Source organism: Erythrobacter sp. S227 (assembly GCF_057364925.1).
Map to the genome: position 1 here is coordinate 471,958 of NZ_CP200280.1, position 22,245 is coordinate 494,202.

The window sequence follows — 22,245 nt, forward strand, 5'->3', positions numbered from 1 at the left end:
TCGGAAATTTAAGAAATGTAGCTTTGCCCGCCCAAATAGGCGTGTGAACCGCCAGGGGCAAGCAGGCATCGGGACAACCATGCTTTGGTCCCGGAAAAATCGCCATTTTGCAGAAAGTTGTGTGCAAATTGCAGGTTTTGCAATCTAGGGGTTTCTTACGAAAGGCAGTGTTAACCTTATTGGGCTAGCGCAAGTACTCAGGAGACCTGGCACCAATGCAAACACAGATCTTAGGAATGCTTACGCCTTTGATGGCGTTGCTTTTTGCAGCGACCTTTGCTGTGTTTTGGAAAGTTGCCGGGATGAAGCGTCATGTCTTGGGCTTTGCTTTTGGCTATTTGTTTTTTGCAATGGGCTTTTTAGTGACTCACCTTTTGCCAGGTGAGGCAATCTATACTTTCCATACCACACAGTTTTTCTACACGATCAGTATTGCGCTATTTGTCATTGCGACCTGCGAAAGGGTGGGGCAGCGTGCACACATACCGACGCTGCTTGGAATATATGCGATTAGTGCTCTTGTGCTGGCACTGTCGGTCTCGTTGACTAATGATGTCGGTCCGCGCCTGATCCTTTTGAACATCGGTTATGGCTGCATGTTCATGCTCAACTTTGTGACGCTATTGGCGGCGCGTCGCCGCGAATGGTTCGACATTGCAATTTTGTTTTCAACCGCGTTTCAAGCTTTGGATTTCTTCCTCAGGCCGACAATCACGGTCATGTTTGAACAATCGATCCCTGCCGAAGAATATCGCTCTTCGCTCTATTATTCCCTGATCGGCCTATCGCTGGGGGTGAAATCGATTTTGGGCGCGATGGTCCTGATCGGAGCAACGATCGTAGAGTGGACGCAATCACTGCGCGAAAGCAGCGAGCAGGACCCTCTCACCGGACTTCAGAACAGGGCTGCTTTCGAGGATTCGATGCGTTCCATGCTTCCCAAGGCGCATGTCGAAAAAGCTCCGCTTAGTCTGGTGGTGGCCGATATCGATCACTTCAAACAGGTCAACGATATCTGGGGACACCAGTCGGGCGACCGTGCGATTGCCAGCTTTGGCAAGCTTATCAACGAGATGGTGCGCGGATGCGATACGGCAGGACGCGTCGGCGGCGAAGAGTTCTGCATTGCGGTATGGAATTGCCCCAATGAGCCCGCAGAACGCCTGGCCGAACGCATCAGGCAGGCTTTTGCGCAGCTTTCGCATGACGGGCTGAACGATGACATTCGTTTGACCGCGAGCTTTGGCGTTGCAACCGCGACACCGGGCGAGACTTACGAGCAGCTTTTTGCACGCGCAGACGAGGCGCTCTACGAAGCCAAATCCAAAGGCCGCAACCGGGTCGAAAACGCCGAGCGTTTGTCTGGCTTTGAACCCGAGCCAGTCGGCACACAGACCGGTCAGCCAGATCTTCAGAGCGTCGCCGTTCGGTAGAGTGACGATTGGTCATCTGCCTTGAGGCAATAGCCCACGATCTGCTCGCGACATCCTTTCGAGTTCGCGCAGGCGTAAGTTGATACCTTGTTTACCGTTGTGTGCGAATGACCTCTTCTGCGTAAGAGGCTCCAGGTGCAAGCACAGGTACTGACATTTATTATCCCGGGTATGATGGCGATTTTTTGCGCGATCCTGCTTGGCTTTTGGTGGCAGGATCGCTCGCGCCTGTACATCCTTGGCTTTGCCTATTGGGCGTTCTCGTTTTGCGGCAGTATCATCCTGCAAGGCGCGGTTCCCTTTGATTTTGCGCCTTACGATATTCTCCTGTTTCACTGGAACGCCGCGATAGGACTGCTGGCATTGCTATGGGGCGTCGCCAAACGCGACGGTGAACCGTTTCCATTGCTCGCAATGCTAGGGGTGACAATCGTCGCAACCCCGATTCTGTACTATGCACGCATCTATGAGCAGCAGGGCGTTTTGTTGATGACACAAAACTTCTGTTCCGGATTGTTCTTTGCCCTTGCAGCCCAAAACAAGTGGCGCACGGCCCCGATCAATGGCGGTGACAGGGTACTCTTGTACGTCTTCCTGACGCTCGCAGCCTATGCAATGATCCGCCCGACAGCCACGACCCTTGCACAAAGCCAGATGACCATGGCCGAGTATCAGGCCTCCCTCTTCGCATCGGCCAATATCGTCGTCTCCTCGCTTCTTGCCTTGATACTGGTTCTTACGCTGGTCGCGATGCTGACACTCGACAATATGCGCTTTGATCGCGAAGGGGCGACTATCGATGTGCTTACCAAGCTCCCCAATCGGGGCGCGTTTGAGACGCAGGTTGAGGAAAGGCTGCAACGCGCACAAGCGGAGCGGATCGAAGTGAGCTTGCTGGTAGGCGATATCGATCACTTCAAACGTGTGAACGACACCTGGGGACACAGCGCAGGCGACCGCGTCATTGCCGCATTCGGACGCGTTTTGCAGGACAAGATCAGACCGGGAGACGTCGCGGGCCGTATTGGCGGCGAGGAGTTTTGCGTTCTTGTGTGGAACTGTTCCGGGACATCGGCAATGTCTCTTGCCAATCGTTTGCGTCTTGGATTTTCGGAGACACCGATCGCAGGATTTTCCTCCGAAGAACGCTTCACCGCAAGCTTTGGTGTGGCGCAGTGGCAAGTGGGGGAAAGCTACTCCGATGTTTTCCGGCGGGCCGATGAGGCGCTCTTCAGCGCAAAAAGGGCGGGCCGTGACCGCGCACATGCAGCGTCACTGCCAAACATTCTTGCAGCGGTCGACACCGATCAGCCTTTTCGGCAAAATGAAGAGGCAAAAGACGAACGCGCGTTGAAAGACACAAGCGGGTTCGCAGCCTGAGGCAATATCGATGTGGGAAAGCCGGATGCCTGGCGCCTGTCTAAAGGACGGCGTCTATTTAAAGGACGTCGCCCGACTAAATGACTTTGCGCAAGTGGTCGCGAAGCTCGCTCAGGGTCACGTCATCTGCGGCTGAGACCGGATCATCTGCTGCGATGACATTGGCCAGTTGAACCAGCTGCTGGCTCCAACGGTCGAGGCTTTGCAGGCTGGTCAAATGACGTTGTGCCACGTCAGGATCAATCACCAGCTCTGCGCCCAGTTCCTCCACTTGCGCGGCCATCACATTCAAGGAATGGGCCGCCGCCTTGAGGAGGTCGGAAGTCGAATGTGTCATTGCGAAAGCGTCCGGGAAATCAGGTTGGTGTTAAGCAGCAAGCTCGATCTCGTCGGATGCGAGAAGCTTCTTGTGATCGAGGACCATCACCATCTGGTCGTCCAGCGGGGCAATCCCTTCGAGGAAGTGGGTGACGGTGTCTTGCGATCCTGCATCGGGTTGCTGCATGCATTCAGGATCAATCGACACAATGTCATTGACGTCATGGACGATAAGCCCGCGCGATTGCCCCTCGTGTTCGATCACGACGATTGGGTTGCGCGGTGTGGTCTCGGTCGCAGGCCAGCCCAGCCGGACGGAAAGGTCAATCACAGGCAGCACTGTTCCGCGCAGATTGACGACGCCGGCGACATGGTCTGGCACGCGCGGCAGCCGGGTCACAGGAGACCAGGCGCGGATTTCGCGGATGGTCATAATGTCGATGCCGAATAGCTGGTTGGCGATACCAAAAGTGATCAATTCAAAGGACATGGCAAGGTCGCTCCGGAAAAGGGTTTGCGATGGTGGGGATTAATGGGCGACGCGTCGCAGGGCTGCGGTCAGCTTTGCAGCGTCAAAGGGTTTGACGATCCAGCCCGTGGCGCCTGCATTCTTGGCCCGCATCTTCTTTTCATCGGAGCTTTCCGTAGTGAGCACCAGGATCGGCCGGTCGGCGTGAAGGGCGGTCTCGCGCAGCCTTTCAATCAAGCCGAAGCCATCGAGGCGCGGCATGTTGATGTCGGTCAGCACAACGTCGACCTCGTTGGTTGCAAGCCATTCGAGCGCTTCCTGACCGTCTTCGGCCTGCTCGACATCAAACCCGCTCGACGTCAGCGCAGCACGCAAAAGTGCGCGCATGCTTGCGCTATCATCAACCGTCAGCACTCTAACTTGTGATGATGACGCGTCGGGCGCTGATGGCTGACCTGTGTCCATAATGTGCTCCTTTGAACCTTAAAATAGATCGACATCACCAAGCCGGTCTTGCGAACCGCCTCGTGGATTGTCCTTAATCGTGTTGATCGGGGTGACGGGTGGCGGCGCTTCGCCTGCGACCTTGCGCGCACGCACACGGCCATTTGCGGGGTTGAATTCGATCCGTCTGGCGCAATTGCCCTCGAGATCTTCGAACACTGTCGGGATCGCCTCGTCGCGCAGGAATTGCCGCGCAAACTGGGCGTTTTCCGACCCGATCCTGCCAAGACCGGCCGAGATATTTGCACCGCCATAAAGGCGCGCCTTCATCCTCCGCTTGTCAGCGCCCAGTTTGAGCATCTCATTGATCAACAGCTCCATCAGATAAAGTCCGTATGAGCCGTCCGAACACGCGATGCTTTGATCCAGAGGCTTTGCCAAAAGGTAGTGATTTATCCCGCCCACGCGCGCGACCGGATCGTAAAGACACGTTGCAACACAGCTGCCCAGAACGGTTGACAACACCACGCCTTCATCAGCGCTGGCGACCGCTTCGCCTTGCATGACTGTTCGTTTGGAAAGGGCGACAGAAGGGGGCGTCATCGACGATATCCTCCGCCCGCCGTTGCATTATGCGAGATTTCAAAAAGGGTGCGGGGGGAGGCATGATCTGAGAATATCTCCGCAGCGATCTGTCCCAGCGGCAAGACCGACTGCGCTGCGCCAAGCGCGATTGCCGCGCGCGGCATGCCAAAGACAACACAAGACGCCTTATCCTGCGCAATCGTGCGAGCGCCGGCACGGGCCATCGCCAAAAGCCCTTTCGCGCCGTCTTCGCCCATGCCGGTGAGCAACACTCCCAGCGCCCTTGAACCTGCTATGTTGGCGGCGGAGGCGAAGAGTTTGTTCACGCTTGGTCTGTGGCCTGCGTCCTGCTCACCGGCTCGCAAGATTGTGCGCCATCCATGCGCGCCTGCTCCTGCCACTTCGAGGTGTTTTTCATCGCCGGGCGCAAGATAGATATTGCCAGGGCGAAGGACGATATCGCTATCTGCCAGTTCCACTTTGGGTGCGGTGATTTTATCAAGGCTCTGGGCAATCGCCGGGGCGAAGGTCGCGTTGACGTGCTGTACGATGAGCGTTGGCGGGCAATTTGCAGGAAAGTCGGCAAGAAGAGTGTGCAGCGCCTCCACCCCTCCGGTTGATGAGCCAATTGTGATCAGTTCGGGCGGTGTCCAAACCTTTGGCTTGGCAGGGATAGCGGGAGTTTCGGACGAAGCCCCAGACGCAAACGAAGCTGCGTGTTGCGCCGACGACCGGGGCTTGGGCATCACGACCTGTGATGCTTCACGTACGAGCCGCGCCAGTTCGCCTCCGTCATCGTCACGGATAGAGCGTTCGCGCGTCGATTTGGCATAACAATTCACCGCGCCCAATTGCAGCGCGCGCGCTGTTGCCTGTGTGCCCGCTCGGGTGGAGCCTGACACGATGATAACCGGGGTCGGGCGCAGGGCCATGATTTTGCCAAGGAAGGACAATCCATCCATCCCCGGCATTTCAATATCCAGTGTGACGACGTCCGGGTCGTGCTGTTTGATGAGCTGGCGGGCTTCGGAGGCATCACTGGCGGTCGCGATGACTTCGATATCGGGTTCGGTGTCCAGCTTGCGCGAAATCAGCGCGCGCATCATGGCGGAGTCATCGACGACAAGAACGCGAATGCTCATCCTTCAATCCTCTGGTAAATGGTCGCGCCCACCGGCTTGAGAAGGTCGCTCGCTTCACCGCAAACGCGCTCCGAATGGCCGATGTAAAGATAGCCGCCGATCTTCAGCTGGCGCGCAAACCGCAAGATCAACGCAGCTTTTGTAGGCTCGTCGAAATAGATCATCACATTGCGGCAAAAGATCACATCGAACAGCGCTTTGAACGGCCATGGGCGCAGCAGGTTAAGCTGGCGATAGCGGATCAGTCGGGTGATTTCCTTTGCGATAGTGATGCTGCCTTTGGCATCGCCGGGGACCGGATCACACCATGCATTGCGAAGGGCGCCCGGCAGTTTGCCAACTGCCTGTGTGTCATAGGTCGCCGCCTGCGCCGCGTTCACCGCATGAGCGGCAAGGTCGCTGGCAAGCACAAGAAAATCGCCTTTCGCAATGGCCTTTCCCTCCTGCTTTTCCTCGCCCAGAAGGAACATCATCAAGGTGTGAATCTCTTCTCCGCTTGATGAACCGGCAGACCAGATGCGCACTTTGTCCTTCGACTGGCTGCGCGCGATCAAATCGGGGCGAACGACCTTTGCAAAATGCTCGAAATGATGAGGTTCGCGGTTGAAATAGGTGTGATTGGTCGTGAGCGCGGCAATCACGCGTTTTCGCTGCGCTTCATTGTGATCGACCATGTTGAGATATTCGGCAAAGGTCTGCATCCCGCTTTCACGCACCAGCGGCGCAAGCCGCGAATAGGCGAGCATCTTCTTCTTGGCAGAAAGGATAATGCCTGCCTCGGTTTTGACGAGCGCAGAAATCCGGTTGAAGTCCGCTTCTTTGTAAAGCTGCGGGCTGATGCCTGGTATCAAAATGCCTTCGCTTGATCTGGTTGCTGTTTTTTCCATGACATCAGGCCGCAATCGCAAGCGAGGAAGGGGCAACAGCCGAGCGGACCGTGTGATCCACATCCACGATCAACGAGACTTGCCCGTTTCCAAGGATCGTTGCGCCTGCAACACCATCAACGGTGCGGAAATTGGCATCCAGGCTTTTGATCACGAACTGGCGTTGATCGGTGATCGTATCCACCAGCAACGCGGCCTGACCATGCCCTTCGGTTTCGACAAGGACGATCACGCCTTTGCACGGATCATCGATCCAGTCCTTGGCCCCTGTCATTGCTCCCAAAGAAACCACAGGGACAAACCGGCCACGCACATTCAGCATTGTCCGCTCGGTGCCGAGGCCTTTGATATCTTCAGGCGATGGACGCAGGCTTTCGATCACATGGGTGAGCGGCACAACAAGCGACAGGTCACCGGACTGGACGATCATTCCGTCCGAAATGGCGAGGGTCAAAGGCAGGGCAAGACTGAATGTCGTCCCTTCGCCTTCGACCGATTCAATCGTGATCCGTCCGCCCAGATCGCGCACGTTGGACTTCACGACATCCATTCCCACACCGCGCCCAGATACACTTGTCACAGAGGCAGCGGTGGAAAAGCCGGGGGCAAAGATGAGCTGGCAAATCTCTTCATCGGAAAGGTTTGCGTCCTCGGGGACGACACCGTTCTCGATCGCCTTTGCAAGGACACGTTCGCGGTTGATCCCGCATCCGTCATCCTGAATACGAATGACCACTCGCCCGGCCAGCTGTTCGGCGCAGAGCGTTAAAGTGCCTTCGGGATTTTTGCCTGCCGCTGCGCGATCCTCGGGGCTTTCGATGCCATGATCGACCGCATTGCGGATCAGGTGGGTCATAGGTTCGGAAAGCCGCTCGATCACAGTCTTGTCGAGCTCGGTGCCTTCGCCCGACACTTCGAGTTTGACGTGCTTTCCGGTGTTTCCGGCCAATTCGCGCAGCAATCGCGGGACACGGCCAAAAACCGAGCTTATCGGCTGGGCGCGAAAGGCCATGGCGTGTTCCTGAATATCGCGAATAAGTGTATCCAGCATGGCGAGCTCTTCGATATGAGCGAAGTTTTCATTCTCTAGCCGCTGGGCAAGCATCGCCTGTGCAATCACCAGTTCGCCGACGCCGTCTATCATGCGGTCAAGTTTAGCCAGATCAATCCGCACGCTTTGGTGGGCTGGACTGGAACTGCTTGGCGAAGATGGAGCCTTTGGATTTTGCGTGGCCGGGGCATTGCTTTGGTCGGCCGGGGTTGCCGTTTCTTGGGGCTTTTGCCCGCTTTGGACGCCGGCTTCGGCTTTCGCCTCTTTCCCCGTTTCAACCGGCGCAGGCGCTGGATTGTCGGTGGCATCGGAGGATACTTCGGGAGTGATTTGATCGTCTCCACCCAATTGGATCGGCGGCATTGGTTCATCGCCATACGCCAAACCACAATCTTCGCCCGCAAAATCGAAGATCTCGGCAACGGCGTCGCGCGTCACCTCACCGGGCATACAGAATGTCCAGCCAAGGTATCCCTGTTCGGGATCGAAATCATCGAGACCGGGAACAGCGCTCTGCTCGCACAATTGGCAAGTCCCCCCAAGGCTAGCCAGCTCGCGCAGCCACAAGAGCGGTTCACCACCATTGCTCATTGCCGCTGCGTGCGGGCGAAGGTGGACAAACCAATCAGACGGGCTGGCCGCTTCTTCCGGACTTTCCTCAGCATCCCCGACTGCATCAGGAGTGCCGGTTAGATCATCAAGCAGGGCATCAAGGTCGAAATCATCGATTGGCGTTTCGTCTGCCATCGCCGGAGCGGCATCGTTGGACGCCGGTTCGGCATTGCCCGCATTTTCGCCGGAGCCGGCCGCATTGGCGCGCGCTGCCTCGAGCCTGGAGATCAGGTCTGTGTCATCGGGCGCCTCGCCAGAGCCGCGCGCCGCTTCGACATGGTCGCGCAGCAGGTCGCACGCGAGGAGCAACAGGTTGGTGAGCTCGGCGGTGAGAGCGACTTGCCCCTCGCGGATATCGCCAAGCAGGTTCTCGAAGGAATGGGTATAGGACGCGAGCGCCGTATGCCCGAAAGCGCCTGCGCCCCCCTTGATCGAGTGGACACCCCTGAAGATCGCATTGATCGTTTCATCGTCATGCGTTCCCGCCTTGCAGGCATCGAGACCCGTTTCCGTTGCCTCAAGCGCCTCTTCGCATTCAACGAAGAAAATCTGCTGGATATCATCGTCGTTCATGCTGCACCTGCGTCTGAAATTTCGGCACCCAAACTGACTTCAAGCCCGGCAAGCCTGATCGCGTTTACGAGAGGTTCGCTGGGCGAATGCAGGCTGATCCCGCTTTCCGTTTCCGAGGCAGAGACAAGCAATTGCAGCATCGCCTGCCCGATCCGTTCCACCGATCCGGCCTCGACGGTGACCTTGGCTGCGCCAACCGCTTCAAGCAGTTCCGGATACAAAGAGCGGGCCGCAGCACGGTCGCAAATGGTGGGAAGGGTGACTGTATTCATCGTATTCTCCGACCTTGCCGGGGCCTATGAATTGGCGGCCGGTGCCGCGATTGAGAGGACAAGGGGCATGGGGTATGGGGCTGAGGGCTGATGGGCGCGTCAGAACTCGCTCCAGTCCTGATCATCGAAAGGTTCGCTTGACGCCTGGTCCAGCGCAAGGTTGCCTGCGACCGCCGGTCTGCTGATTGGCAGCTTCGCAACGGCTGGGGTCTGAGGCGGTTTGGCCACCGATTGTTTCTGCGTCCTTGGCCCAGTCGATGATGTGGCCGATGACGCGGACGATTTGCGATCATGTGAAGGCTCTGCGGTCCGGAATTGGGACACCATCTGTTGCAGGCGTGTTGCTTCATCAGAAAGCGAGCGGGCAGCGGCGGTCGATTGCTCCACCATGGCAGCATTGCGCTGTGTCATCTGGTCCATCGCTTCAACCGAGGTGTTCACCTGTTCCAGATTGCTTGCCTGGCTGGACGCCATCCGGGCGATATTTTCGACCTCGCCGGTGACTGCCCCGATCTGTTCGACAATCCCTTCAAGCAACGTGCCGGTCTCACCGACCAGACTAACTCCGTCCCCAACGTGACTTGTGCTGGTGGAGATAAGCGTCTTGATATTGCTTGCAGCGTCGGCGCTGCGCTGGGCGAGGGCACGCACCTCATTGGCGACGACTGCAAATCCCTTGCCCGCGTCACCTGCGCGTGCGGCTTCGACCCCTGCATTCAGGGCGAGCAGGTTTGTCTGGAAGGCAATCCCTTCGATCACGTCGATGATCTGGGTGATCTCCTGGCTCGACTTTTCAATTGACGCCATGGCTTCAACCGCGCGGCTCACCACTTGGCCGCCATCTGTTGCCTTCTGGTGGGTTTGCTTCATCGCCGCCTGGGCTGATCCTGCGTTCTCGGCGGTTTTCCTGACCAGTTCGGTGACATTGCGCATCGATGCCGCGGTTTCTTCAAGGCTGGCGGCTTGCTGTTCATTGCGCAACGCAAGGTCATCAGATGCGGCGCGGATCTCTTCGGACCCTGTGTTCACACTGCCGGCCGAACCGCGCACATCGCTGATAATATGCGAAAGCTGTTCGATGGACCTGTTATAGGCAATGCGAAGTTCGGCCTGCTCGCCCTTTAGCGTGTCATCGATGCGATAAGCGAGATCGCCCGCCGCCAACTGGTTGAGGGCTTTGGACAAGGTCGAGACAACCTGCTGTTGCTCTTCGGAACGAAGCCGGTCGGATTTCAGAGCCTCGCGGAAGGTTTCAAGAGCCCGGGTCATCTCCCCGATTTCGTCATCGCGGTGATTTGTGGTCCGGCCATAGTCAAGCTCGCCGCCAGCAAGCTTTCCCATCGTCTCCGCCGTTTCACTCAGCGGCACCAGCACCTTGCGCGAGAGGACGATAGACGCAGTGCTCATCGCACCAATCAGAATCACAAGCACGCCGGCAAGCAGTGCCAAAGTGATCATGACGGAGTTGTTGCTGGCGTCTTGGAGTTCAGCCTGTTTGGTGGCCGTCGCTTCGACCAGACTGTCGATTTTCGACCGGTGCGCACGGTAAATCCAAAGCAGATCATCCAACGCCTTTTGCGTTGTCACCGTATCTTCGCGCAGAACCGCGGGTTTCAGTGTGTTGTTGACCGTATCCCAGAATTCTGCGGCATCGGTTCTTGCCGCTTCGGCAAGGCCAGTCTTCAAATCTGTATCAAGACTGCTTTGCGCCCAATATTGTGTCTGCTCGCGATAACGCGCCTCGAGATCGGCCAGACGTTTGTCATTAATGTCATAGCTTTCCGGGTGCACGCCCATCACATTTGCCAGAGCAAAGGCTTCCACCAGATAGGCGGGGGGCGGGCTGATATCGGCATTGAAATCATGCATCTGTGTATTTTCGGCGTGCAAGCTGCCGCCGATGCGAATGGAGTTTATGCCAAGCGTGGCAACAATTGCTGATACGAAGAGAAGGGCGACCAGGCCTATCGCTCCCAATCTGGATATTCGGGCAATTTTCATCTTGGCGGTATCCTTGGCTTTGTCGGTCCAACGCGGGCGCAGAGCCTCGCGCGCCGCTGTTTCTGAACGCAGGATAATCTCCCGGGCGCAGGATCAGCGGGCATCACGAGGTGCGTGAGCGATGGGTTAGATGAAAAGGGGTGAAGAGCGCTTTTGTGGCTGGCTAAGCGCGAGCCCTTAAGCCCACCGACAAGAATTCTTGGGCCGCTCGCGATTAACCATGCATCTCCCGCTGCACAGTGCCGTCCCACGCGCGTTGGTCAGTGGAGCTTGTTCATTATTGTCGTGAGGACATGTGAAATCTTATGCGTGATACAAGAGTAATGGTCGTTGATGATTCTGCCGCAATGCGTGCTTTGTTTTCCGGCATTCTGGAAAATGCCAAAGGCGTAAGCGTTTGCGGTGTCGCCTCCAGCGCTGCTGAAGCGCGCGAGATGATCCCGGAGTTAAAACCCGACGTGCTCACCCTGGACGTTGAAATGCCGGTGATGACGGGCATGGAATTCCTTGAGGAAATCATGGAAACCCGGCCAATGCCGGTCGTGATGCTCTCCAGCATCGCTCAGGCGGGTTCGGGCACAGCGGCAAAAGCGCTTGAACTGGGCGCAGTCCATTGTTTTCCCAAACCTTTGCGCACCACGCCAGAAGAGTTTGACGCAACCGTTGCCAAGCTTGGCGATATCGTCATTCGCGCCGCAAAAGGCGAACTGACCGCTGCCGATCAGGCAGGGGGCGCTGTAGAAGGCGCTGGCGATGCGCCGACCGATTACGACCCCGACGGCAGCCTTGTGGCGATGGCGTGCGGGGAGGCCGGTCTCGGCTCGCTCAAAGAAATCATTTGCGCCTACCCGTCTAACTGCCCGCCAACGGCAATCGTTCTTGATGCAGAGAGCGCCCTTGTCGATCCGGTCTTGGCCGAGCTTCAATCGAGCGCCAAATGCGAGGTGTCGCAAGCAGCCGATGGCGCTTTGCTCGAACCGGGCAAGGTCTATCTCGCTTTTGACCGGTCAAGCCATGTCATTGTCGAGGCAGGATCGCCGCCCCGACTGCGTCTTGCCGCGCGTGATCCTGTGGGGGGCATTCGTCCGTGCGCCGATCTTCTGTTCGGTTCGATCGCGCGCGCCCGCATCGCGGCGCATGCCGGGCTTTTGACAGGCTCGGGAGCGGACGGTGCCAAGGGCTTGCAAATCCTGATGCAAACAGGGGCGAAAGTTTTCCTGGAGGACCCGGCTGAAGGGGCACCTCGCGACCGGTTGAATGCCGTCCATGCGCTGGGCGTTGCCGCTGCTGATATGCCTTCAGGCAAGCTTGCCGGATGGATTTTGGATGGCACTTCGAAATTGCAAGCGTCTCAGGCGGCCTAGCACTGGCACATGCGATTTTAGAAGGATTGGCCCACGCGCAGGTTAATCAGCGGGCCTGCGCTATCGCTGTCGCGCCGCTCTCCCGTCAGGGGAACCGCAACCTCCACATCAAAATCGAGGTCGCGCGTCAGGTTGAGGCGCAATCCGCCGCCAGCCGAGGCAAGCGAGCCGCTGCCAAAACCGTCTTCAAGATTGGAGACAACGCCGCCATCGGCAAAGACGTAAGCTTGCGCGCGCGGCAGCCAAAAGCCCTCTCCGCGCCAGTCATAGCGCAGCTCGCCAAAGCCCATGATCCCGTTGTCGCCGGACCTTTCGTTAAAGTCATAGCCTCTGAGGAAGGATGTGCCGCCAATGCCGATGTCTTCGGTTGCCAGAACAGGGTTGTTTGCAATCTGGCCGCGCGCACCAAGGGCAAGGCTGAAAGAATCTGCGAGTGAGCGTCTCCACGCAAACCAGCCATAAAGGCTGGTGAAACGAGCCGATGCGTCATCGCGCGAGGCGAGCGGATCGCCCGGGTCGGTTGCTGAAAGGATATCGAGCCCGCGCGAAGCGATAAGCCTGCCGCTGAACCGGCCACCTGCAAGTTTGCCGCGTGAATAAAGCCCGGTTCGAATTGTCGGCACACGATCGCGGCGGGCAAGCCCGCCTTCGCGGTCCTGTTTGAGTTCGGTCACCTCAAACTCGCTGACCACCCAGATGCTAAGGTCGCGGCTGCGCTTTAGCGGATATTGGGCGCTTACTCCGGCGCGAAGGAAGCGGCCTTCGATCTCGCGCTCGGACAAGAAGTCACCGGGCTGCGTTTGGGAATATGAAAGGTGCGCGCCAAGCTCCAATCCGCTCGCATCGACCACGATTTTGTAAGAGCCGCGCGCAAATTGCAGTTCGCCCGGTTGCAGCGGCGTTGTGCCGATCGTCACGTCAACTTCGTCAGCCGAGCTTAAAAGCCCGTTGAAATCAACATCGATCCGCGCCCGAATGGGGCCAACCTGCTGTGACCCGTTGTTGCGGACCTCGGCATAGGCCGAAGCATCGGAGCGCCTTGCCTGCACAATCAGAACGCCGCGCTCGCCTTCTTTCTCATACCGGGTGTCGACAATGCGCACGCCCGGGATATCGTCAGCCAGCAATAGCCGCCGTTCAAGCGCCGCCTGCGTGACCGGTCCACCGGTGACAAGCGGCGCGAGCTGGCGCGCAATTGCGGCATCGCGCGCTCCTTCGAGCCGGATTTCGTCAATGCTGCCCTCATCCAGAACCACCCGCAGGACACCGAGGTCCAGATTTTGGCTCGGGACACTGGCCGTTGCAAAGATGTAGCCATTAAAGCGCGCCCTTACAGCGATCCTCGTCGCCAGCGTTGACAGGTCGTCTTTGGAAAGCGGGCGCGAAGTGTATTCCTCGATAAGATCAAGAAACTCGGCATCGCCAAGGGCTTTGTTGCCGGTGATGATGATCGAGCTGATCGTGAACTCTTGCCCCGATGGGGAGCTTACTTGAGTTGGCTGACGCTCAACGCTGACACCGGACGTTCTTGGTGCTTCATCGTCTAACGGTCGGGTTGGTTCCGCCTCGAATTGTTCAGGCTCGGCAAGATCTACGCTCGATTGCGCGGCCAATGGCTGACACATCAGTGCCGCCAACAAACAGAAGTTAACGCACCCCTGCACCGGATGAGAGTTCTTTCGAGCCACGCGCGTGCATTAAGGCACTAGCCCCTAACAAATGGTCAAAAGTTCGGGCCCTTAGGGGTGTGACACAATGCAAGGATAGCTCTTAATTAAGCTTGTTCGCTTACCGCTTTCTCAGGTCCGCCAGTTAGATGCAGAGTGTGTAGGAGACTAAGAATGCCAATTTCACCGCGCACTTTGCTGCCACTGACGCTGCTGCTTTCCAGCACGAGTGCATTTGCGCAATCCGGACCTTGGACGGTCAGCGAAAGCCGTGGACCTGTCTTTATCCGCACAGCCGAAGGCGATCGCCCGGCAGAGCGCGGCGCTTTGTTGTCGGCCGGTCACCAGATCGTGACAAACCGCGGCGGCAATGCAGTTATTGTACGCGGCAAGGAATTCGTGACGGTGCGTCCCAACACGCGCATCACGATTGCCCCGCAAAAACGCGAGCGCGGCGTTGTTCAGATCATTCAGGATTTCGGCAGCGCGATCTTTAACATCGGCAAACAGCCTGATCCCCATTTCGGCGTAGACACGCCATATCTGGCCGCTGTGGTGAAGGGCACGACCTTTTCCATCACTGTCTCGGATGCGGGCGCTTCGATGCAGGTGACCGAAGGCGCGGTCGAGGCATCGACTTTGGATGGCGGAGCGGTTGATCTTATCCGTCCGGGCGAAGTGGCGATGATTGCAGCCGATGACCGCTTCCGGCTTAGCATTGAAGGCGATGTCTCCAGACAGATCGATTCGCCTGAACGCGGCATAGTGACAAAGCCTGCCCAGCAGCAGCAAAGCCGCGCCCCGGCGCCGCCGTCACCAAATGCAGCACCATTGATCGAAACGGTCGCCGTGATCCCGCAAGAGGAAACGGCCGAGCCGGTCGTGATTGATGTGAGCGTGGGCAGCGAGACGGCAGACCTCGATGAAATTACCGATGGTTTGGTGACAGGCGAGGTTGAGTCCACGGTCGATAGTCTGGTTGCCGGTATCGTAGAAGAAGAGCTTGCGCCGCCACCCGCTGACCCGGTTGCGACAGAGCCACGCGAAGAGCCGACGACTGTGTCCATTCCGGCCCCAGAGCCGACACCTGAGCCTGAGCCTGAACCCGAACCAGAGCCAGAGCCTGAACCCGAACCAGAGCCAGAGCCAGAGCCCGAGCCAGAGCCTGAGCCTGAGCCCCAGCCCGAACCCGATTCGGAGCCCGAGCCAGAGCCTCAACCAGAGCCCGAGCCTGAACCCGAGCCTGAACCTCAGCCTGAGCCCCAGCCCGATCCTGAACCTCAGCCCGAGCCAGAGCCAGAGCCTGAGCCTGAGCCTGAGCCTGAGCCTGAGCCTGAGCCAGCTGGCGATGATGGCAACGATGACGATGACGATGACGACGGCAATCGTGGAAACGGCAATGATGACGATCGGGATGATGACGACAATCCCGGTCGCGGCAATGACGATGACGACGATGACGATGACGACGGCAATCGTGGAAACGGTAATGACGGCGACGGGGATGATGATGACAATCCTGGCCGCGGCAACGGCAACGGCAACGGCAATGGCAATGGCAACGACCGTGGCGATGACGATGACGACGGCAATCGTGGAAACGGCAATGACGACGACGGGGATGATGATGACAATCCCGGCCGCGGCAATGGCAACGGCAACGGCAACGACCGTGGCGATGACGATGACGATGGCAATCGTGGAAACGGCAATGACGACGACGGGGATGATGACGACAATCCCGGCCGCGGCGATGGCAACGGCCATGGAAAGGGCAATGGCAACGGAAACGGCCCAGATCGGGGCGATGACGACGCCAGTTTTGAAGATCCTGTCGAGGAGCCCATCGATCCCGTTGAAGACGATATGGACGATACCGCTGACGAGGAAAACCGCAGCCCTCTCGAGCGTTTGATCGACCGGGGCCGTGGGGTGCTCGACGACCTTCGCGACAGAACCCCAGGCCGGGGTCGCAACTAATCCTCAAGCTTCTGTTGGTAGTGCAATTCTAACGCACGCAACAAAAACAGAGGCATATATCTGATGCTGAAAGCCATTTCAGGGAAAGCGAAGAGCTGGGCGATTATCATCGCCAGTCTCATTGTGGCTGTTGCGGTCGCGCAAACGGGCTGGCTGCGCATGTTCGAGGATGAACAGCGCGCCGGGGTCGTTCAGCTTGTCTCGAAACAGGCATCGGGCGATCTTCATCTCGTCGAAGTTGATGCAGCCAGCATTGCGCGGTCGGGCAAATGGCCCTGGCCACGCGATCACTATGCGCGCCTGATCAACCAGTTGGATGAAGCGGGCGCGCGTTCCGTCGTTTTCGATATCGACTTTTCATCCCATGCTTCTGCCGAGGGCGACGCCGCCTTCGCGGACGCTATTGCCGCTTCGCAAGCGTCGATTGTGCTGCCAACATTCGCGCAAGGGGCATCGGAAACCGCTGCTCAGAAAGTCGAAGCGCTGCCCATTCCCGCGCTTCGCGAAAACACCAGCCTTGCCTCTGTTTCGGTGCGCCCGGACGCAGACGCACGCGTACGGCGCATGGTGTATGGCACCGTCACCAAGGGCACGCCACGCCCCTCGTTGTCGGCCCAGATCGCCGGAGTTTCCGGCGCTGTCAGCCAGGACTTTGCAATCGATTTCAGCGTCGTTCCCGCTACAATCCCGCGCCACAGCTTTATCGATATCGAACAAGGCGATTTCGACAAGTCGCAGCTATCGGGCAAAGACGTGCTGGTGGGGGCCACAGCGATCGAGCTTGGCGACCGGTACGGCGTTCCCACATACGGCGTAATCCCGGGCGTGACGATCCAGGCGCTGGCTGCTGAAACCCTCAAAGCCGGAGCAATGACCGAGCTCGGCTTCGTGCCGCTTGTCGTTTTGGCAATCCTGCTTTCGATCAATGTGGTCCGCTCGGGAAGCTATATCGAAGTCGCTGCACGCACTGGTGCTTCATTGATCCTGCTGATCATCGTAGAGACAGTTGCTTACCACGGAGCGCGCACCGTCCTCGAGGTGATGCCGGCTGCGCTTGTGCTTGTTGTCGCTGCCCTTTTGCAAACCGCGTGGATCGTTCGTTCGACGCTGCGACAAGAGGCTTTGGTCGATGGACCCACTGGCATGCCAAACGCATTGGCATTCGAGAAGCACGCCCACGAGGAAGCCGATTTCACCGTTACTGCTTTTGTCAAAGGCTTCGACTCCATCCGCGCGGTGCTGGGGCAGGACTCGCTCGGCAAGTTTATGGATCGGCTGGTTGACCGGATGCGCTCTGCTCATCCGATATCGCAGGCCTACAGAACCGACACACGGATGATATCATGGGTTCACAGCGGTGATTATCGCCACCTTATCGATGCGTGCGAAAAGATCGCTTATGCCATGGAAAAGCCGCTGGATGTGGGGGGAAGACGCGTTGATGTTCACATCTCCTTCGGCATTGCGTCAGGCGCCGATCTTGATGCAGCCAGCAGGGCAGCCGCCCATGCCGGCAACGAGGGCAAGCTTTGGCACGCGCATGAAGACGCAGAAGCCATCATTATCGAACAACGCGTTTCGCTTATGGGTGAACTTGACGAGGCGATTGACGCGGAGCAGCTCAAGGTCGTTTACCAGCCCAAATTGCGGCTAGAGACAGACCGTATCGAAAGCGTCGAGGCGCTTTTGCGGTGGGAGCACCCGACACGCGGGTACATGCGGCCTGACCTGTTTATCCCGCTTGCAGAAGAAACCAACCGCATTGATCGCATGACCCTCTTTGTGCTGAGACGCACGATCTCGGACCTGCTGAACTGGATTGATCAAGGGATCGGGGTGTCAGCTGCCGTCAACATCTCTGCAAACCTCATCACCTCGGAACGCTTCATTTCGGCGGCAGAGCGGGTTTTGAAAGACATGCGCGTGCCTCCGGAGCGTTTGATCTTCGAGGTGACAGAAAGCGCCGCCATGCGCGATCCGGAAGCCGCAGCGCGCAATCTGGAACGCGTCAGAGCGCTGGGCGTGCTGATCTCGATTGACGATTATGGCACCGGCCAATCAACGCTGAGCTATTTGCAGCAGCTTCCGCTCAAAGAGCTCAAGATCGACCGCGCCTTTGTCCAGAACGCGCACAAGAATCGCAGTGATGGTCTGATGGTTCGTTCAACCATCGACCTTGCGCACTCGCTTGACCTCAGGGTGGTGTGCGAAGGCATCGAAGAACAGGAATGCCTCGACTTCCTGCGAGAGAATGGCTGCGATTATGCCCAAGGCTATCTCATCGCAAAGCCGATGCCGCCCAAAGAGCTTGTCACCCTGCTCGAAAAGGCAGACGAAGTCTCTGCAGAGGTTTGACCTAGAATATCGAGAGAAGGGCCGCGTTGATCGCTTGAAGCGGAGGCCCAAAATCTGATGAAATGGTCGGGGAGAGAGGATTCGAACCTCCGACCCCCTGTACCCAAAACAGGTGCGCTACCTGGCTGCGCCACTCCCCGACATTTCATCCGTCTTACCAAGTGTCGAGCTTGGTAAGCCTGCTTAGCCTCAAAACCTGCCTGAAAGGCAAGCTCAAACTTGGTGGGCCCGGCAGGATTCGAACCCGCGACCTAGCCGTTATGAGCGGCCAGCTCTAACCGCTGAGCTACAGGCCCGATAAGGGTTCGGTCAGCCAAACCCAAGGCTAGACTGGCGGTGCCTCTACAGCGAGTATTCGAAAACCACAAGCGGGCTTTTCAGGTATTTTTTAAAGCTGGGGAAAGGCGTGCCAAATTAACGCACTGCCGCCGCGATTACGTCCTCGACTTTGACGGATTTGACGCCTGCATCGGCCAGTCGGCCATAGATTTGCGCAAACCAGTCATAAAGCAATTCTACCTCGCTCTCGCTGCGTGTGTAGGGCGTGTAGCCGGGAACGAGCGACGGGCTATGGAATGACAGAACCGTTAGCGGTACCTGCGCCTCGAGCGTCAATTCCAGTGCGCGCAGGGCCTCATCGGCGCTTACGCCTTCGGGGGTGAGAGCGATTCTCTCGAACAAGCCCAGTTTGGAAAGCAGCCCAAGCAATGGCGGCATCTGGCTGCCCATCCTTTGCAACCGTTCGCCAATGTTGCGAAGAGGGCCCGAGTGAACGACAGTCATTGGCGCTTCGAGCAACTGGCGCGCTTCATCGACCCAATAGGGATGCAGCGGGTGACGCGAAAAATCGGGTCCGCCATGCGCGCTGTAATCGAACAAAGGGCGCACCGATGTATCAATCTTGATGCCGCCTTCTTTGAGGATGTCAGCGCTGTTCGGGCCAAGGCCATAACGTCCCGCGCGGTAAATCAGCGGCGCGGCGCCGAACGCCTTTTCAATTTTGTCGCGTAACCCCAAAAACTTGGCACGCTCCAACTCGCGCGGCAGGTTTCCTGCGAACGAATTGTGCGGGCATACACTCTCTTCAAACGGCGGGTTTACCCAAGGGTGAAGCTGCGCGCCCACATCTGCGGTGCCGCGCTGCACGGCGTCTGCGATAATCTCGGCGGCTGCCGGATCAGTGGCGATGGGCCAATCGACCAGATAGACCGGATGCGCGCCAATGCCTTCACAAAAGGCCTGAAACCGGGGGAGGGCGGCGACATGGTTGAGGCCATGGTCATCGCGCGTGAACGGGCCGCTCCAATCGAATTCTTCTTCGGTATCGACGGTCAGCAATGCGCGGCGGCCAAAACCGGTAGAGAATGCTGCCGCAGAGCCAGATGCAGGGGCCGACGTCATCGAGCGCGGACGCGCGTCTGGCTCGTCTGAAACAAACGATTGCGCATCAGTTGAAGGAATTGTGGCCCAATTCATGGACAACCCGTAACACGGCAGTGTTTAGCGATGCCTTACCACTGCCACAAAGAACGCGCAGATATCTGATATTACTGAAATTTTTCTACTGACCGACGAGGTCTGAACCGGTGTTTCCGGCAGCGCTTGCCTCGGCGCTTCCAAGTTTGGGAAGGGTCAGGATTATCGAATCGCTTTCACGCGCAAGATCACCGCCCCCCGCGCGCGCCTCTGCACGGGCCAGGCGAAGCGCAAAGCCGGCGCCAAAAAGCCCCGGACTGATCGCAGTGCCTGACGGGCGTGCATCAGCTGCAAACAGATCATCTTCGCCCAGCAATTGCATCGGCAAATCACAGATCAGCCGGATACGGTCGCCGCAATCATCCAGCCGCGCCTGCACGGTTTCACTCGCCGCGCAGCCTCCGCCAACGCTTGCAAGAAAACGCCACATCAAGCTTTCAGCGCTTTCCTCGCCAATCGCGGTGAACAGCGGCGCTTCGCTATTCCACGCAAGCTCAATTCCCGCCATGCGCGCATCAAGCACTTGAGAAAGCTGGCGGATAATACGCTGGGTCAGGGCCGCAATATCGGTCTGCCCTTCCTCCACTTCCATCGCGCCGGTTTCAAACTTTGCCAGCCGGTCGAGTTCTTCAAACCCTGACAAAATGCGCGCAGCATCCGATGCAATCGCGGCCGCAAGAGCGCGATATTCGTGCGGGGCAGAGCCGAATAGCTGTTGCTGGATAACCTCTGAATAGCCCTGAACCGCGGTCACAGGCGTGCGCAATTCGTGCAGCAGTTGGCGGATGCGATCGGCTTCGCGCTGGGCCGGACTTGGACCGCTCGGGGCGACCTCGATCGGTCTGCGCATTCGGCCGACATATCCTGCAAAGCCACCAATCTGGCTAAAGCGGGGCTGTGCATCGACGATCCAGTCGCCGGTAATGGCCCGCGCGCCTTCCAGTTTGAAACTCTCCGATTTCATCGGCTGGCGCCGGTTAAAAGCCATTGTCAGTGAGTTCTGCTGTGTTCCCGACTGAAGCCGCGCAGGTGCGACCAGCCGGGTTCCAACAACCATAGGAGCGACGTCTTCTTCGGCCCATTCAATCCGGCCAGCGGCATCGGCGGCAAAGGCAAACCCGCGCACGGTGCGCGAGCGTGTGGTGTCTTCCTCGCCCAGCGGAAGGCGCGGCATAAGCCGGTCGCTGTCGGGAAGCTCTGCGGCCGCTTCATCATCGGACGGGGACGCCTCTTCGCGGGAGCGTTGAAAGTTGGCGATCCGCTCCACCAGCGCCGAGATTTCGCTTCGCCCGTCTTTTCGCGATAGCAGGCCGGGAGGTTTCTCCTCACCTGTTATGGGGGCATCGCTTGCCGGATTGCCCCGCGAAATCTCGTCATCCGCTGCGGGCTCGTCAATGTTGAGAGGCTCTTCGGCAATCTCGCGCAGCTCTTCGATGGTGAAGGGCTTGGGCTCGAAGACTTCGGCCTCGACCGTTTCCACTGGCTCCGTTGTGTTTTCCGGAGTCCTGTCTTTGGGCCTGTCTTTGGGAAAGAATATCGGCCGCCGCGGTGCAATAGGCTCCGACGTCGTATCGCTCTCTTCATCGGACCCGCCATCGAAAGGAGCGCTCACCATCGGTTCTTCGGGAATATCCTCCACCGGAATGTCCGAGCCGGGCAATTCATCGGACGCGCCGAGATCGAGCGGCTCATCGTCCACCGGATCGTCATCGAACGGCACTGCCTCGTTTGCAGCGCCAGCTTGCGCAGTTTCCGTTTGCGGATTGGGAAGCCCGCGATCGTGAATGCCCAGCCGCTCCAGCGTTGCTTCCATCTCCTGCGGAAGATCGCGCCGGAGGCGAAGGAAGCCGCGCGCTCTTACCGGCAGGCGCGGAATAAGAGTGTTCCAGTCCTCGCTCGACAATTGGGCACGGGTCAAGGCGGCAGAGGCCACGTCAGGCTCGAAATTGGCCAAATGGGCCACCAGTTCAGGATTGCGCAGCCTCCACCCCGTTTCGGAGATAAGGCGCGCCCTGTCCTTGGCAGGAATCGTCTCTGCAAGCTTGTTCATGCGCATCCATGCCGCCGCAACAAGGCTTGGATCGCGGCCCGAACTGCGGCCAGAACTGCGGGCAGTCGTCGGCTCTGCTCCCAACAGATCGAGCAATTGCCTGAATTGGGTGCGACGCATTGCATCGCTCTGAGCGCGCTGTCTCAGAACTGTAGCAAGGCGATCATCAAAGAACATTCAGGCTCC

The 22,245-nt window shown here is 58.2% G+C and carries 17 protein-coding genes and 2 tRNA genes; 5 read left to right on the plus strand and 14 right to left on the minus strand.

All coding sequences use genetic code 11. The annotated features are described in order from the left end of the window. The first annotated feature begins 215 nt into the window (after positions 1-215). The gene (locus AC0V6Q_RS02220) at positions 216-1,433 is read left to right on the plus strand and encodes a GGDEF domain-containing protein (protein WP_486166808.1); all 1,218 of its coding nucleotides are present in this window, start codon (positions 216-218) and stop codon (positions 1,431-1,433) included. A 135-nt stretch (positions 1,434-1,568) separates the two neighbouring features. Continuing rightward, a complete protein-coding gene (locus AC0V6Q_RS02225) occupies positions 1,569-2,813 on the plus strand; it encodes a GGDEF domain-containing protein (protein WP_486166809.1) in 1,245 nt (414 codons plus the stop codon). A 76-nt stretch (positions 2,814-2,889) separates the two neighbouring features. On the opposite strand, the gene AC0V6Q_RS02230 is transcribed toward AC0V6Q_RS02225, so the two are convergent. The 9 genes from AC0V6Q_RS02230 to AC0V6Q_RS02270 form a co-directional block, all read right to left on the minus strand. After that, positions 2,890-3,150 carry a hypothetical protein gene (locus tag AC0V6Q_RS02230; RefSeq protein WP_486166810.1) on the minus strand — a complete coding sequence of 87 codons (261 nt, stop codon included), beginning with the start codon at positions 3,148-3,150 and terminating at the stop codon, positions 2,890-2,892. Between the two features lie 30 nt (positions 3,151-3,180). Further along, a complete protein-coding gene (locus AC0V6Q_RS02235) occupies positions 3,181-3,621 on the minus strand; it encodes a chemotaxis protein CheW (RefSeq protein WP_486166811.1) in 441 nt (146 codons plus the stop codon). A 39-nt stretch (positions 3,622-3,660) separates the two neighbouring features. Further along, positions 3,661-4,065 (minus strand): response regulator, encoded by a 405-nt coding sequence (locus tag AC0V6Q_RS02240; RefSeq protein ID WP_486166812.1) that lies wholly within the window; start codon positions 4,063-4,065, stop codon positions 3,661-3,663. A gap of 18 nt (positions 4,066-4,083) precedes the next feature. After that, positions 4,084-4,647 carry a chemotaxis protein CheD gene (locus AC0V6Q_RS02245; protein ID WP_486166813.1) on the minus strand — a complete coding sequence of 188 codons (564 nt, stop codon included), beginning with the start codon at positions 4,645-4,647 and terminating at the stop codon, positions 4,084-4,086. Further along, the gene (locus AC0V6Q_RS02250; RefSeq protein ID WP_486166814.1) at positions 4,644-5,771 is read right to left on the minus strand and encodes a protein-glutamate methylesterase/protein-glutamine glutaminase; all 1,128 of its coding nucleotides are present in this window, start codon (positions 5,769-5,771) and stop codon (positions 4,644-4,646) included. The genes AC0V6Q_RS02245 and AC0V6Q_RS02250 overlap by 4 nt, the downstream gene beginning before the upstream one ends. Next, positions 5,768-6,658: a CheR family methyltransferase gene (locus tag AC0V6Q_RS02255; protein ID WP_486166815.1), complete on the minus strand. Its 891-nt coding sequence runs from the start codon at positions 6,656-6,658 to the stop codon at positions 5,768-5,770. The genes AC0V6Q_RS02250 and AC0V6Q_RS02255 overlap by 4 nt, the downstream gene beginning before the upstream one ends. A 4-nt stretch (positions 6,659-6,662) precedes the next feature. Beyond that, positions 6,663-8,894 carry a chemotaxis protein CheA gene (locus AC0V6Q_RS02260; RefSeq protein WP_486166816.1) on the minus strand — a complete coding sequence of 744 codons (2,232 nt, stop codon included), beginning with the start codon at positions 8,892-8,894 and terminating at the stop codon, positions 6,663-6,665. Beyond that, complete coding sequence (locus AC0V6Q_RS02265; RefSeq protein WP_486166817.1) at positions 8,891-9,166, minus strand: STAS domain-containing protein; 276 nt, start codon at positions 9,164-9,166, stop codon at positions 8,891-8,893. Before AC0V6Q_RS02265 ends, AC0V6Q_RS02260 begins: the two co-directional genes overlap by 4 nt. 99 nt (positions 9,167-9,265) lie before the next feature. After that, complete coding sequence (locus tag AC0V6Q_RS02270; protein ID WP_486166818.1) at positions 9,266-11,167, minus strand: methyl-accepting chemotaxis protein; 1,902 nt, start codon at positions 11,165-11,167, stop codon at positions 9,266-9,268. Between the two features lie 305 nt (positions 11,168-11,472). On the opposite strand from AC0V6Q_RS02270, the gene AC0V6Q_RS02275 reads away from it, so the two are divergent. Beyond that, positions 11,473-12,531, plus strand: coding sequence for a chemotaxis protein CheB (locus tag AC0V6Q_RS02275; protein ID WP_486166819.1), 1,059 nt, complete (start codon positions 11,473-11,475; stop codon positions 12,529-12,531). 17 nt (positions 12,532-12,548) lie between these two features. Here the strand turns inward: AC0V6Q_RS02275 and AC0V6Q_RS02280 are convergent, their stop codons facing one another. Beyond that, positions 12,549-14,156, minus strand: coding sequence for a ShlB/FhaC/HecB family hemolysin secretion/activation protein (locus AC0V6Q_RS02280; RefSeq protein ID WP_486166820.1), 1,608 nt, complete (start codon positions 14,154-14,156; stop codon positions 12,549-12,551). A 216-nt stretch (positions 14,157-14,372) separates the two neighbouring features. Here AC0V6Q_RS02280 and AC0V6Q_RS02285 point away from each other — a divergent pair, with 216 nt between their 5' ends. Both AC0V6Q_RS02285 and AC0V6Q_RS02290 read left to right on the plus strand, forming a co-directional pair. Next, positions 14,373-16,178, plus strand: coding sequence for a FecR domain-containing protein (locus AC0V6Q_RS02285; protein WP_486166821.1), 1,806 nt, complete (start codon positions 14,373-14,375; stop codon positions 16,176-16,178). A gap of 63 nt (positions 16,179-16,241) precedes the next feature. Beyond that, the gene (locus tag AC0V6Q_RS02290) at positions 16,242-18,533 is read left to right on the plus strand and encodes an EAL domain-containing protein (RefSeq protein ID WP_486166822.1); all 2,292 of its coding nucleotides are present in this window, start codon (positions 16,242-16,244) and stop codon (positions 18,531-18,533) included. Positions 18,534-18,596: 63 nt separating this feature from the next. On the opposite strand, the gene AC0V6Q_RS02295 is transcribed toward AC0V6Q_RS02290, so the two are convergent. The 4 genes from AC0V6Q_RS02295 to AC0V6Q_RS02310 form a co-directional block, all read right to left on the minus strand. After that, a tRNA-Pro gene (locus AC0V6Q_RS02295) sits at positions 18,597-18,673 on the minus strand. Positions 18,674-18,753: 80 nt separating this feature from the next. After that, positions 18,754-18,829: transfer RNA gene (locus AC0V6Q_RS02300), tRNA-Ile, on the minus strand. Positions 18,830-18,947: 118 nt separating this feature from the next. Next, complete coding sequence (locus AC0V6Q_RS02305; protein WP_486166823.1) at positions 18,948-20,009, minus strand: polysaccharide deacetylase family protein; 1,062 nt, start codon at positions 20,007-20,009, stop codon at positions 18,948-18,950. A gap of 85 nt (positions 20,010-20,094) precedes the next feature. After that, positions 20,095-22,179 carry a histidine kinase dimerization/phospho-acceptor domain-containing protein gene (locus AC0V6Q_RS02310; protein ID WP_486166824.1) on the minus strand — a complete coding sequence of 695 codons (2,085 nt, stop codon included), beginning with the start codon at positions 22,177-22,179 and terminating at the stop codon, positions 20,095-20,097. Positions 22,180-22,245: the final 66 nt, after the last annotated feature.

Bases quoted from the DNA above. Each gene is read 5' to 3' on its own strand.
- AC0V6Q_RS02270 (WP_486166818.1), bottom strand. From the start codon at position 11,167: ATGAAAATTGCCCGAATATCCAGATTGGGAGCGATAGGCCTGGTCGCC.
- AC0V6Q_RS02250 (WP_486166814.1), bottom strand. From the start codon at position 5,771: ATGAGCATTCGCGTTCTTGTCGTCGATGACTCCGCCATGATGCGCGCG.
- AC0V6Q_RS02260 (WP_486166816.1), bottom strand. From the start codon at position 8,894: ATGAACGACGATGATATCCAGCAGATTTTCTTCGTTGAATGCGAAGAG.
- AC0V6Q_RS02290 (WP_486166822.1), top strand. From the start codon at position 16,242: ATGCTGAAAGCCATTTCAGGGAAAGCGAAGAGCTGGGCGATTATCATC.
- AC0V6Q_RS02245 (WP_486166813.1), bottom strand. From the start codon at position 4,647: ATGACGCCCCCTTCTGTCGCCCTTTCCAAACGAACAGTCATGCAAGGC.
- AC0V6Q_RS02240 (WP_486166812.1), bottom strand. From the start codon at position 4,065: ATGGACACAGGTCAGCCATCAGCGCCCGACGCGTCATCATCACAAGTT.
- AC0V6Q_RS02285 (WP_486166821.1), top strand. From the start codon at position 14,373: ATGCCAATTTCACCGCGCACTTTGCTGCCACTGACGCTGCTGCTTTCC.
- AC0V6Q_RS02280 (WP_486166820.1), bottom strand. From the start codon at position 14,156: ATGTGTCAGCCATTGGCCGCGCAATCGAGCGTAGATCTTGCCGAGCCT.
- AC0V6Q_RS02310 (WP_486166824.1), bottom strand. From the start codon at position 22,179: ATGCGTCGCACCCAATTCAGGCAATTGCTCGATCTGTTGGGAGCAGAG.
- AC0V6Q_RS02220 (WP_486166808.1), top strand. From the start codon at position 216: ATGCAAACACAGATCTTAGGAATGCTTACGCCTTTGATGGCGTTGCTT.
- AC0V6Q_RS02235 (WP_486166811.1), bottom strand. From the start codon at position 3,621: ATGTCCTTTGAATTGATCACTTTTGGTATCGCCAACCAGCTATTCGGC.
- AC0V6Q_RS02230 (WP_486166810.1), bottom strand. From the start codon at position 3,150: ATGACACATTCGACTTCCGACCTCCTCAAGGCGGCGGCCCATTCCTTG.
- AC0V6Q_RS02255 (WP_486166815.1), bottom strand. From the start codon at position 6,658: ATGGAAAAAACAGCAACCAGATCAAGCGAAGGCATTTTGATACCAGGC.
- AC0V6Q_RS02305 (WP_486166823.1), bottom strand. From the start codon at position 20,009: ATGAATTGGGCCACAATTCCTTCAACTGATGCGCAATCGTTTGTTTCA.
- AC0V6Q_RS02275 (WP_486166819.1), top strand. From the start codon at position 11,473: ATGCGTGATACAAGAGTAATGGTCGTTGATGATTCTGCCGCAATGCGT.
- AC0V6Q_RS02265 (WP_486166817.1), bottom strand. From the start codon at position 9,166: ATGAATACAGTCACCCTTCCCACCATTTGCGACCGTGCTGCGGCCCGC.